This window comes from Thalassospira lohafexi (assembly GCF_002844275.1).
Lineage (GTDB): Bacteria > Pseudomonadota > Alphaproteobacteria > Rhodospirillales > Thalassospiraceae > Thalassospira > Thalassospira lohafexi.
Genome location: NZ_NXGX01000005.1, coordinates 507,754 through 520,157 on the forward strand (window position 1 = coordinate 507,754; position 12,404 = coordinate 520,157).

Consider the following 12,404-nt stretch of genomic DNA (forward strand, 5'->3'; position numbering starts at 1 on the left):
TTTCCGCTCAGGCCCATACAGGGAGAATGTGTTTATGGCCAATCCCTTGGCCGGCGTGTACGCCGCGCGACACCGACTAAAAGAAAGCCATCCTTTGACGGTCTTGATCGTCGAACGGCTGGGTTTGAGTTTGCTGTTGCTTTGGGCTGTTTCAGTCCTGATCTTTGCAGGGATCGAAGCCTTGCCGGGTGATTTCGCCCAAACTTACCTTGGTCAATCGGCCACACCACAGTCCATTGCAAATATCCGGGCCGATCTTGGTCTCGACCGCCCGATCACCACGCGCTATTTCGAATGGCTTGGCGGGGTTGTGCAGGGGGATTTTGGCAACAGCTGGGCCAGTGGCGCCCCAGTAACCGAACAAATCACCAAACGCCTTGGTAACTCGTTATTCTTGGCGTTCTTTGCGGCGGCCATTTCCGTACCGCTGGCCGTTGGCCTTGGCATGGTTGCAGTCCATTATCGCAACCGTATTCCCGACCGTGTGATTAACATCCTCTCACTGGCGGCAATTTCATTGCCTGAATTCTTTATCGGCTATCTGCTGATTGTCTTCTTTGCTGTTCAGCTGGGTGTCGCGACATTTCCATCAACCGTCTATGACGGCATGCCGTGGTCTGAACGCATGGCGGCCATAGCTTTGCCAACGGCAACACTGGTTATGGTGGTCTTGGCCCATATGATGCGTATGACCCGTGCGGCCATCATTAGTGTGATGTCATCGGCATATATGGAAACCGCCGAACTCAAGGGCCTTGGCGCCTTTAAGGCAATTGTCAAACATGCAGCACCAAACGCCATTGCCCCAATCGTCAACGTGGTTGCACTGAACCTGGCTTACCTGGTTGTCGGTGTTGTCGTGGTCGAGGTTGTCTTTGTCTATCCCGGCATGGGGCAATATATGGTCGATGCCGTTACGGTACGCGACATGCCCGTGGTACAGGCCTGCGGCCTGATCTTTGCTGCGGTTTATATCCTTTTGAACATGGTGGCCGATCTTGTCGCCATTATCGCCAATCCGAGACTGAGGCATCCGCGATGAGATTACGTGAAATCCCGCTGACCGCCTGGATCGGTATTCTGGGCATTCTGTTTGCATTTTTCTGTGCTGTTTTTGCATCCCTTATTGCACCCTTTGGCGAACGTGAAATTGTTGCCGGCGTTTGGGAACCCGCCAATGAGCTTTACCTTCTGGGCACAGATAACCTCGGACGTGATCTGTTATCGCGCTTGATTTACGGTGCACAAACAACGCTGTTTGTATCGCTTGCGGCATCAATCCTGTCGTTTTCGATCGGTATTTTCCTGAGCTTCACAGCCGCCGTATCGGGCGGTCCGATTGATCAGGGGCTCTCACGCCTGAACGATTTGATGATGTCGATCCCGACATTGATCTTTGCACTGGTGGTTTTGGCGGTCCTGCCGCAAAATATCTTTATCCTGATTGCTGTTATGGCCATTTTGGATTCCACGCGGGTCTATCGTCTGGGCCGTGCCGTGGCACTTGATATCGCGGTCATGGAATTTGTCGAAGCCGCCAAGCTGCGCGGTGAAGGCCGGATGTGGATCATTTTCCGCGAAATTCTGCCTAATGCGCTCTCTCCATTACTTGCGGAATTTGGTCTTCGCTTCGCCTTCTCGATCCTGTTCCTGTCGACCCTGTCATTTCTGGGCCTCGGCATCCAACCGCCTGCGGCGGACTGGGGCGGCATGGTCAAAGACAACAAAGACGGTATCATTTTCGGCATTCAGGCCGCCCTTATTCCCGGCGGGGCAATTGCAGCACTGGCCGTCTGTGTGAACATGGTCGTCGACTGGTTGTTAAAACGTACGTCCAGCCTGAAAGGAGGACGCGGTGATGCCTGATCTTTTATCGGTACGCGATCTGCGCATTGGCGCGACCATTTTTCCACCGGGTGAAGACCCGCAGGATATCGACATTGTTCACGGGATTTCCTTTGACCTGCAAAAGGGCAAAGTCCTTGGTCTGATCGGGGAATCTGGTGCAGGTAAATCCACCATTGGTCTGGCTGCCCTTGCCTATGGCCGCGGTGGTGTCCGCATCACTGGCGGGGAAGTTTTGCTTGATGGCAAAGACATCCTGTCGATGAACAAAAAAGGCATTCGCAGCATCCGTGGCGCACGTGTTTGCTACGTTGCGCAATCGGCTGCGGCATCCTTTAACCCGGCGCATAAGCTGGGTGATCAGGTGATTGAAAGTTCGATTGAACATGGGTTGATGACGCGCGAAGAAGCACGAAAGCGCGCTGATTACCTGTTTGAAATTCTTGGACTTCCTGATCCCCATAACTTTGGGGACCGGTATCCCCATCAGGTTTCTGGTGGTCAGCTCCAACGTGCCATGACGGCGATGGCACTTTGTTCCAACCCGGAACTAATCGTCTTTGACGAACCGACAACAGCCCTTGATGTCACAACCCAGATTGACGTTCTGGCTGCGATTAAAAACGCGATTGAGAAAACCGGAACAGCAGCACTTTACATCACGCATGATCTTGCCGTCGTCGCGCAGATTTCTGATGACATCATGGTCTTGCGCAATGGCGATACGGTTGAATACGGCCCGGTCAAACAGATCATTGAAAACCCGCGTCAGGACTATACCAAGGCGCTGGTCAATGTGCGTCAGACCAAACTGGCCGAAGCCCGCGATCAATCCGATGCGTTGCTAAAGGTTGAAAACATCTCGGCGGCGTATGGAAATGGCGTGCAGGTTCTCCACGATGTGTCACTGCATGTGCCACGTGGCCAAACCCTGGCCGTCGTCGGGGAATCTGGCTCTGGAAAATCGACACTGGCACGTGTCATCACCGGCCTTTTGCCCCCGTTTAAAGGGAAGGTCACCTTCGTCGACGAAGAACTTTCTGCCGAACAAAAGAAACGGTCACGTGATCATTTACGCCGCATTCAGCTGATCTATCAAATGGCCGATACGGCAATGAACCCGCGCCAGACAGTGGGGCAGATTATCGGCCGTCCACTGCAATTCTATTTCGGCATGCGCGGTGCCGCACGCAAGGCAAAAGTCATCGAACTTCTTGATGAAATTGAGATGGGCGAAACGTTCTATGATCGTTATCCAGCGGAACTTTCCGGCGGCCAGAAACAGCGCGTTGCAATTGCGCGCGCGCTTGCGGCCAAACCGGAATTGATCTTGTGTGATGAGCCAACCTCGGCCCTTGATCCACTGGTAGCCGAGGGGATTTTGGATCTTCTGATGCGTTTGCAGAAAGAACGCCAGGTATCCTATCTGTTCATCACCCATGACATTGCGATTGTACGCGCGATTGCCGATTCCGTTGCCGTCATGCTGCAAGGCAAGCTGGTCGATTTCGGGCCACGGTCCGAGGTCCTGAACCCACCATTTGATGATTACACCGACCTCCTGTTGAAGTCGGTTCCGGAAATGAAGCTGGGTTGGCTGGAAAATGTCCTTGCCACACGTAAAATGGAAAGTGCCGGTCACTGATGAACCGGCCCAAACACTCATAACAAGGCGGCCCATGCCAACGGGCCGCCTTTTCTAATAAGTCACCCTGAACGACAACATTTAAGCCCCAAAGGACGCCCCACAATGTCCGAACGTAGTTTTACCGTTATTGAAAACACCTTTGTCACCCTAAATGACGGCACCCGCCTTGCCGCGCGCATGTGGATGCCAGATGGTGCAGATAGCGATCCGGTTCCAGCCGTTTTTGAATTCCTGCCTTATCGCAAGGGCGATGGCACCTGTTCACGCGACGAGTCCACATATCCCGAATTCGCCAAGGCCGGGATCGCCGGCGTCCGGGTTGATATCCGTGGATCGGGTGAATCAGATGGCGTCATCGACGGCGAGTATACCGAACTTGAACTGGCCAACGCGGTTGAGCTGATTGCATGGATTACCAAACAATCCTGGTGCAATGGATCGGTCGGCATGATGGGGATTTCATGGGGTGGGTTTAACTGCCTTCAGGTCGCAGCCCTTAATCCTCCGGCGCTTAAGGCCGTGATTTCTATTGCCTCTACCGTTGATCGATATAACGACGATATTCACTATAAAAACGGTTGTCATCTGGCTGTGCAACTTTCATGGGCTGCGACCATGCTGGCCTATCAATCACGCACACCTGACCCCGCACTGGTCGGTGATGACTGGCGAAACATGTGGTTACACCGGCTTGAGCAAGAACCGTTTTTCCTTGAAGAATGGCTGGCCCATCAGACCCGTGATGAATTCTGGAAACATGCGTCAATCTGCGAAGATTTCGACGCGGTCAAAATCCCGTCCATGGTGTTAGCCGGATGGGCCGATGGCTATCGCAATACGCCGATGCGCGCCATTGAAGGCATGCCTGATCGCTCCAAAGCACTGATTGGTCCGTGGGTGCACAAATACCCGCATTTCGCATGGCCCAAGCCGCGCGCCGACTTTACCGGTGAAGCAATCAACTGGTGGAACAAGTGGCTGCGTGACGAGGATAATGGTGCAGATGCCCTACCGCAAATGCGCGCCTATATCCTTGAAGGCATCAAACCGGCACCACGCCGCGATTTTGACCCGGGCTTCTGGATTGCCAAAGACAGCTGGAGCACGCCTGAAACCCGTTCAATGTATGTTGAAAACGGCAAACTATCGTTTGAGGCCGGTGACGATGAAATACCCGCTGCCGATGTCTATTTGAAATCACCGCTTGATACCGGCACGGCTGCTGGGGAATATTTCACCCTAAAGCCTGACGTTGAAATGGCCATTGACCAACGCGGCGATGATGCCGGATCGCTGGTGTTTGAAACCACCCCGCTGGACGTTGAGGTCGACCTTTTGGGGCGCCCGGTGCTGAACGTTGATCTTGAATGCGACGCAGATTGGTCAAACCTCTGCGCGCGTCTTGTTGATGTTCATCCTGACGGCACGGCAACCCGGGTTTCGTTTGGCGTGTTAAACTTGGCGCATCGCGATCCAGCCGCGAATTACGACAATCCGCAACCGATGCCGCGCGATAAGAAAGTCACAATCACGCTGACACTCGATGCATGTGGGTATCGTTTCAAACCCGGCCATCGTATTCGTATGGCACTTTCGACATCCTACTGGCCGATGATTTTGCCGCCGCCCTTTGATGCCGGGCTTACCATTGCACCATCATCAATCAAATTTGATCTGCCGCTTTTGGGCGATCATGAAAAAATTACGGTTAAGCAACCCGACAACCCCGATCCGTTACCGACCTATATCGAACATAAGCCAAGCCGCACTGAACGCAGTGTGCAGCGCAACCTCACACAGAACGAAACACGATACCGCATCTATGAAGATACCGGTTTATTCGAACATCCAGATTCCCGTCTTGCCACCCGTTCAGTACGCAGCGAAACTTGGACCATCAATCCGCTTGATCCCAATAGCATGCGCGGCGAGGCGGCATGGACATGCGATTTGAAGCGTGATGAATGGTCGGTACGCACAGATTGCCATGCCGAACTCAGTTGTGATCGTGACAACTGGTTTGTCAGCGCATGGGTCATCGCCTACGAGGATGATCAGCAAATATTTGAAAAGAAATGGGAAAAAACCATTCCCCGTAATTTCATGTGATCCCCAAACGCCAACTAAAAAAAAGGGCCGGTTATCCAGCCCTTTTTTATGCCTGATCAATCACCACACCAATAACTTTGCGCAAGTTTCAGAACTTCAGATCCAGCGTGATCAGAATATCAGCGCTGCGTGTGGCCGGATCACCGGTGACATTCAGTTTGCTGGAAAATCTTTCATCAAGGTCGGTCAGCGTTGCGCCAGCGGAAATTTCAGGCGTGCCGCTATCAGACAGGCTGGTACGGACATAAGGCGACGCAGTTCCGGCAAAGTTTCCATCCCGACCCGTAAACGAAATACCATAAGCAACCAAACCGCTCAGCGTGTATTCGCTGTAGTCATCACGCCCGACCATGCGCGTGCCTTCGATTGAGCCCGACAGACCTGTCCCGCCCGAGGCAAACCGCAGGCCACCGCCAAGATCAAAGGCCCCGGCATCACCATTGGTCTGGTCGGTAAAATCGTGGATATAGCCCGCCTTCACATATGGCGTCAGAGATGTCTGGCTTATCTGGAAAGAATAAGCCAGCTCGGCATTCGGCTTTAACTGAACGGTATTGACCGAGGATTCAGCAACCTCGCTACCGTCACTTTCGGTGTAGGCATCAAGCGTATTGCGCGACGTCAATACACCCAGCCCGCCCGTCACCCGAAACGGGCGATCTGCAATTGGCTGGAAAGTCTGGCGTGCATCGACCTGCAGATACCATGTCTGGCTGTCGGTGTTTCCCGTCACAGTGCTATTGCGGCTTCTGGCAACAGCCCCGAACGCATATCCCGCGATAGCCGAGAAGGTCAGCATGTCCGACGGTCTATAGATCACATAGGGCGAGAGGTTCCACGTATCCTCGTCATACGTGCCGCCATCAAAGGTGGTCGTAATGTCGGTTTGAGCGTAGCCAACGGACATACCCGCCACGAGTGCAGGCGAAAAACGATAGTCCGCACCGAGGTTGTACCCCCAGACGCTGCCGTCATAACGGCTGTCCTCACCCGTCCGGTTGCGCGTATTCTCGATATCGGTAAAGGAGCCGTGCCCCCAGATCGTAATCGGACTTTCGCGAGACAGCAGCGTGCGTTGTTCCGGCCCATCCGTTGCACTATCAGCGGTTTGCGCCGCCGCAAGCACACGCGACGTATCGAAAGACGCAAGCACCGCCAGCCCGCCTAGGGTTGTGCTCTCCGTGCGCGTTTTCTTAGCCATGGGATCATCAAGCAAGCCCGCCGAAGCAAAACCGAATTTCTGTGTCTGTGTCGTGGTATCTGGCACTGTTCCGAGATCTGGACCGGCCGACACATTGGCCACGCGCGCCCCAAAATTCTGGCCGAGGATCACGGATTGCGACCGTGTCACCGAACCCTGAACCGCGCGCAGCGCGGCGGTCGAGCTCCCGGAAGACGCCGCGTCAACGGTCGTGATGGTTACCGATGCACTACTGTAGGTCAGAGAAAGTCCGCCAGCGGAAATCGCATAATTGACGGTCATTCGGATCGTCGCCCCGTTCTCCCCATCAATGGTGACCGTCGCGGTTTCAGTGACGTTGAAACTGCGGGTACTTGAGCAAGCAACACCAGCTGCGGCGTTAAATTCTTCAATACGACATCCTCTATGCGCCGTGTTGCTCGCCGCAGCGCCGGTTCCGATCCTGAATAGCATCGCGACGGTGTTGAGGTTGCTTTCGAAGACGATGTCGCGCAATGCGTTGCTGGAGTCACTACCGTTTCCCGCGGCGCAGGTGCCAGCACTGTCGTCATAGGTCACATGAGCGATCGCTGCATTGGCTCCTGCGAGGTTGGTGCAGGTGATTGTCGTCGTTACCGCAAATGCGTCACGCCCATCACCGATCATAAAGCCACAAAAGATGATCGTCGCCAAAAGCAGCGACGATGGCAATTTAGCGATATTGATCATAAAGGTCCCCCCGAACCATTCCGCACCAAGGCGGCTTAACCACAAGCAACTATGAGTTGAATGGTGACCTCAATAGCTAAAATTTTAATTGAGATCAACATTTTATGCGAAACAAAGAACAACGCGCGGTTCGACCACGCGCAGACTTTAGGCCCTCTGTCGCTTTTTTGGTTGGGAGTGTATGTTCAACCCAAGGTGAATTAACCGGTATTCTATGCGATCTACAGCATGTCCGAAATGGCTTTGCACAGATGCCCGAACGCTGTTTTCGCCCCCGGGCTCATATGCCGGGCACGCAGCCAGCCATGGATCATTTGCGGTTCTTCGCGGTATTGCACATCGATCCCTGCACGGGCCAGTTGGGCGGTAAATTCACGCCCATCATCGCGCAACGGATCAAAATAAGCCGTGGTAATATAGGTTGGCGGAAGACCGCGTAAATCATCGACTGACAGCGCATGCGCAAATGGATCATCCATTGGGGCCTTAAGCACATCCCGGTAATAAATCACGTCATCCGTACTTAATCCCGGCGCATTCGCCATCTGACCATAACTTGGCCAGTTCAAATCGCCGCCAAGGGCGGGGTATATTAACACCTGCCCTAAAATCTGATCACCAAATCCTTCTTCCCGGGCACGTACCGCAAGACCCGCTGCCAACATGCCCCCAGCACTATCGCCGACCAAAACCAACTTATGGCCATCTGACAAAAAGCTTTGCGCCACGTTAAAGCAATCATCATGCTGTGCGGGCCAGACATGTTCCGGGGCCAGTCGATAATCGATTGCGATCAGTTCCGCCCCGGCAACTTGGGCAATTTCAGCACAGATTGAATCATGGCTGTCGCGTGATCCGACGACAAAACCACCACCATGCATATAAACGATCTTATTCGTGGATTTCATTTCTGCGGGACGATAATGACGCACCGGGACACCGGCAATCGCATCGTCATGGCCCTGCATTCCGGCAGGATGCGGAAAGGAAAATTGCGCACAAAGGGCATCGTACCATTTGCGTTGTTGATCAATGCCTGCCGCAACCGCATCAGGGGGAAAGAAGCCATCGCATTTGGCGATAAACGAACGAATGCCTTCTTCTTCGGGCATTGGGTCGTACATAACGCCTGAAGAAACCTGATCAGAATTCGACATCACCGGGACCTCTTTGGGGATAAGTTGCAACAGCGTAACGCGTATGCCCCCGCAGTTAAAGACTGCAGGGGCCGTGACGACATTATTGTTGCCCGTCTTAAACCGTTTTAAGGTTACCCAATGGCACGACCAAGCTCTTCAGGCTTGGGCAAACCATCGTGCTCGGCCGCGATTTCAGCCAGATTTGTCGCAACAATCCCACCCGGCTCAGACGTCCGGCGCGTTTTAAGATCAACATGCAGCAACATGGTCTCAACCGTTGCAGCAATCCGTCCATCTACTGTCATCAGGCGATGGAACAGATGTAATTTTTTGCCCAGCCCCTTAATCAACTGCGTCGTCACAGAGATACGATCCCCAGCAGTGATTTCCTGCACATAGCAAACATGGTTTTCAACCGTGAAATAGCTGCTTCCCGAGGTTATATACTCGGCATCTGCACCAATGAGCTCCATGAAACGGTCGCTTGCCTGTGCACTGATTTCAACATAATGGGCTTCGTTCATATGCCCGTTATAATCGGTCCAGCTTTGTGGGATTTGGCGATCTACTGTGACAGGAAGGTGATCAATTGACCCATGATTGTGCAGGGATGCTTCGTGATTATTAATCGTACCACCCGCACCGCTGCCAGATTTCTTAAGCGCACGCATCATGCCTACAAGATTGTCATCGCGCAGACGTTCAAGCTCGCGGATCGTCATATGACCGGACTGATCGTCCGATTGCTGGGCAATCCGGGCGGTCAGCTCAGGGGTCAGTTCAGGCACATCCATCAGTTTAGTCCAGGGCCATTTCAATGCCGGGCCAAACTGCCCAATGAAATGTTCCATACCGGCTTCACCTCCGGCAATGCGATAGGTTTCAAAAAGCCCCATCTGCGCCCAACGCAAACCAAAGCCAAACCGGATGGCATCATCAATTTCCTGCGTGGTTGCCACTCCGTCATGCACCAACCAAAGACCTTCGCGCCAAACCGCTTCAAGCAATCGGTCGGCAATATGCGCATCAATCTCCTTGCGCACGACAAGCGGCTTCAAGCCAACGGATCGCAGTATTTCACACCCGGCATCAACGGCTGCGGCATCCGTCGCCTTGGACGGTACAACTTCGATCAACGGCAACAGATAAACCGGGTTAAACGGATGGGCGACAACGATCTGACCGGGATTATCTGATTCTTCCTGTAGTTCGCTTGGTTTAAAACCAGATGTCGACGAACCGATCAGGCAATCCTTTGGCGCATGGGCCTGTATATCCGCCAGAATTTTGTGTTTTAGCACCAGTTGTTCCGGCGCACTTTCCTGAATCCAATCCGCATCTGCGACAGCACTCGCCATGTCATCATGAAAGGTAAGAATACCTTCTGCTGGCAGCGCGCGGTCATAAAGTGCGGGCAAGCTACGGCGCGCATTTTCAATAACTTCGCCGATTTTGCGTTCTGCTTGCGGATCCGGGTCAAACACAGACACGTTCCAGCCATTCAAAAGGAAACGCGCGACCCAGCCGCCGCCGATAACGCCGCCGCCAACAACTGCTGCTTTTTTGGGATTTAGATTGGTACTGGACATTAGCGTGGCTCCCGCTTGGTCAGACCAAGCCTTTTGCGTACCGCATCCGGACCAATCACCTTTGCGCCCATGCTCTCAACAATACCAACTGCACGTTCAACCAGTTGGGCATTGCTCGCAAGAACGCCCTTGGACAAATAGATATTGTCCTCCAGTCCAACGCGAACATTCCCACCCGCCAGAACCGATGCCGCAACATAGGGCATCTGATCACGGCCAATCGAAAAGGCCGACCAATCCCAGTCAGACGGTACATTGTTGACCATCGCCATGAAGGTATTCAGATCATTTGGTGCCCCCCATGGAATCCCCATGCAAAGCTGCACCAATGCCGGGCTGGTCAGGATGCCTTCAGAGACGAGTTGTTTGGCAAACCACAGATGTCCGGTATCAAAGGCTTCGATCTCCGGTTTGACACCAAGATCAGTCATCATCTGTCCCATGGCACGTAACATGCCCGGTGTATTGGTCATGACGTAGTCGGCTTCGGCAAAGTTCATTGTCCCGCAATCAAGGGTGCAGATTTCCGGCAAACAGTCCGCAATATGGGCCATACGCTCCGTAGCGCCGATCATATCGGTGGCATCTTTGTTGACGGGCAGCGGTGCCTCAGTTGATCCAAAAACAATATCCCCGCCCATACCTGCCGTCAGGTTCAGGACAACATCAACGTCCGCCGCCCTGACACGTTCGGTCAATTCACGATAATGCCCCAGATCACGCGACGGCGCGCCCGTTTCAGGATCGCGCACATGACAATGCACAACAGCCGCCCCCGCCTTGGCAGCATCAATCGCGCTGGCGGCGATTTGTGCCGGCGATCTTGGCACATGGTGGGATTTGTCCTGTGTCGCACCCGATCCGGTAACGGCAGCAGTGATGAAAACCTCGCGGTTCATGGTAAGGGGCATGACGGTCTCTCTTGCTGATCAAAATGATGAATTTAGCTTATCGAACCACATCCCATTTGATTTTGCTTATTCCGTCACTTATTTTGCATTTTATGCCAAATAAGTTTCATAAATTTGTTTTCGTCCTGTTTGACGGATTTTCCAACATGGTGCTGGCCAGTGCGCTCGAACCGCTTCGCGCCGCCAACGGGCTGCCCAATGGTCCGGCCATAAATTGGGAGATCTGCACAATTGACGGGGCACCTGTCACAAGTTCCAGTGGTCTTACAATCACCCCGCAAGCATCTCTGCCTGACACAGTCACCAAAGCAGATATTGACTATCTGGTGATCGTTTCCGGTTATGGCATGCGCGATCACACCACACCTAAAATCCGCGCACGACTTCAAAATGCTGCGCACCATGCCCGCAACATTATTGGCCTTGATACAGCCGCCTGGCTTCTTGGCTGTTGCCATATGCTCAGTGGAAAAACCGCGACCATTCATTGGCAGGAACTCGATCAGTTCCAGGAACAATTTCCAGATATTTCTGTCCGTTCAGATCGCTTTATTAAAGATGGTCGGATGATCACATCGGGCGGCGCTTCAACCGTGATGGAATTGATGCTGCATATTCTGGCACAACAATTTGGCTCTGCCGTCGCCTTTGATGTCAGCAATCTGTTTGTCTATGACGCGGAAAATCAATATCACCTGACCCGCGGTGCGGACCGGTTACACGGGGCAGGTGGGGACGATCTACGCCGCGCAGTTGGCGCAATGATGTCACGTATCGAAACACCGATACCGCTTAAGGATATTGCAAAACAGGCGGGATGTTCACTGCGTAGCCTCGACCGCGTGTTTCAGGACAACTTACAAATATCACCGGGAAAATACTATCAAATGCTACGCCTTGGTCGGGCACGTGACCTCGCGCGGGGAACCGACTTTTCGCTTAGCACCATCGCCCTTAAAACAGGTTTCACAAGCAGTGCAACACTAAGTCGGGCCTTTTCCAAAACGTTCGGCACCACCATCCGTGCCATCCGGAAAAACTAGGCGTTCCCGTAAAACTATTTACCCATGCCCGACATAGTAAGACACCACATGGTCGAATGATGGATGGGTTAGAGGATCTGGGACGCCGCAGTCTGCGCGCGGCTCCGCCGTGCTCAACCTTCAGCTTAAAATCGCTCCACTGGAGCGATTTCTTGACGTCCTTTCTCAGGACTTACGCGCACCCACTGGGTGCACGGTTCCTTCGAAACCA

Annotated in this window: 9 protein-coding genes; 5 read left to right on the forward strand and 4 right to left on the reverse strand. The window is 53.3% G+C overall.

Annotated features, from left to right (window positions below; translation table 11 throughout):
* Window positions 1–34 precede the first annotated feature (34 nt).
* The 4 genes from COO92_RS14825 (at window position 35) to COO92_RS14840 (ending at window position 5,602) form a co-directional block, all read left to right on the forward strand.
* Entirely contained in the window at window positions 35–1,042 is a 1,008-nt protein-coding gene (locus COO92_RS14825) for an ABC transporter permease (RefSeq protein WP_022731798.1), read from the forward strand.
* Complete coding sequence (locus tag COO92_RS14830; RefSeq protein WP_101303301.1) at window positions 1,039–1,866, forward strand: ABC transporter permease; 828 nt, start codon at window positions 1,039–1,041, stop codon at window positions 1,864–1,866. Before COO92_RS14825 ends, COO92_RS14830 begins: the two co-directional genes overlap by 4 nt.
* Complete coding sequence (locus COO92_RS14835; RefSeq protein ID WP_101303303.1) at window positions 1,859–3,490, forward strand: ABC transporter ATP-binding protein; 1,632 nt, start codon at window positions 1,859–1,861, stop codon at window positions 3,488–3,490. Before COO92_RS14830 ends, COO92_RS14835 begins: the two co-directional genes overlap by 8 nt.
* 105 nt (window positions 3,491–3,595) lie before the next feature.
* Entirely contained in the window at window positions 3,596–5,602 is a 2,007-nt protein-coding gene (locus COO92_RS14840) for a CocE/NonD family hydrolase (protein ID WP_101303305.1), read from the forward strand.
* An 88-nt stretch (window positions 5,603–5,690) separates the two neighbouring features.
* Here COO92_RS14840 and COO92_RS14845 read toward each other — a convergent pair whose 3' ends face one another.
* The 4 genes from COO92_RS14845 to bcoG all read right to left on the reverse strand — a co-directional run bounded on the left by COO92_RS14845 (window position 5,691) and on the right by bcoG (window position 11,150).
* A complete protein-coding gene (locus COO92_RS14845) occupies window positions 5,691–7,511 on the reverse strand; it encodes an autotransporter outer membrane beta-barrel domain-containing protein (RefSeq protein ID WP_101303307.1) in 1,821 nt (606 codons plus the stop codon).
* Between the two features lie 221 nt (window positions 7,512–7,732).
* A complete protein-coding gene (locus COO92_RS14850; protein WP_101303309.1) occupies window positions 7,733–8,668 on the reverse strand; it encodes an alpha/beta hydrolase in 936 nt (311 codons plus the stop codon).
* A gap of 113 nt (window positions 8,669–8,781) precedes the next feature.
* Window positions 8,782–10,239, reverse strand: a complete 1,458-nt coding sequence (locus COO92_RS14855; RefSeq protein WP_101303311.1) for a carnitine 3-dehydrogenase — start codon at window positions 10,237–10,239, stop codon at window positions 8,782–8,784.
* Complete coding sequence (gene bcoG / locus COO92_RS14860) at window positions 10,239–11,150, reverse strand: 3-dehydrocarnitine:acetyl-CoA trimethylamine transferase BcoG (RefSeq protein ID WP_101303313.1); 912 nt, start codon at window positions 11,148–11,150, stop codon at window positions 10,239–10,241. The genes COO92_RS14855 and bcoG overlap by 1 nt, the downstream gene beginning before the upstream one ends.
* A 92-nt stretch (window positions 11,151–11,242) precedes the next feature.
* Between bcoG and COO92_RS14865 the strand changes: the two genes are divergently transcribed.
* Window positions 11,243–12,193, forward strand: a complete 951-nt coding sequence (locus COO92_RS14865; RefSeq protein ID WP_276307567.1) for a GlxA family transcriptional regulator — start codon at window positions 11,243–11,245, stop codon at window positions 12,191–12,193.
* Window positions 12,194–12,404 lie beyond the last annotated feature (211 nt).

Bases quoted from the DNA above. Each gene is read 5' to 3' on its own strand.
- COO92_RS14825 (WP_022731798.1), top strand. From the start codon at position 35: ATGGCCAATCCCTTGGCCGGCGTGTACGCCGCGCGACACCGACTAAAA.
- COO92_RS14830 (WP_101303301.1), top strand. From the start codon at position 1,039: ATGAGATTACGTGAAATCCCGCTGACCGCCTGGATCGGTATTCTGGGC.
- COO92_RS14835 (WP_101303303.1), top strand. From the start codon at position 1,859: ATGCCTGATCTTTTATCGGTACGCGATCTGCGCATTGGCGCGACCATT.
- COO92_RS14840 (WP_101303305.1), top strand. From the start codon at position 3,596: ATGTCCGAACGTAGTTTTACCGTTATTGAAAACACCTTTGTCACCCTA.
- COO92_RS14845 (WP_101303307.1), bottom strand. From the start codon at position 7,511: ATGATCAATATCGCTAAATTGCCATCGTCGCTGCTTTTGGCGACGATC.
- COO92_RS14850 (WP_101303309.1), bottom strand. From the start codon at position 8,668: ATGTCGAATTCTGATCAGGTTTCTTCAGGCGTTATGTACGACCCAATG.
- COO92_RS14855 (WP_101303311.1), bottom strand. From the start codon at position 10,239: ATGTCCAGTACCAATCTAAATCCCAAAAAAGCAGCAGTTGTTGGCGGC.
- bcoG (WP_101303313.1), bottom strand. From the start codon at position 11,150: ATGCCCCTTACCATGAACCGCGAGGTTTTCATCACTGCTGCCGTTACC.
- COO92_RS14865 (WP_276307567.1), top strand. From the start codon at position 11,243: ATGCCAAATAAGTTTCATAAATTTGTTTTCGTCCTGTTTGACGGATTT.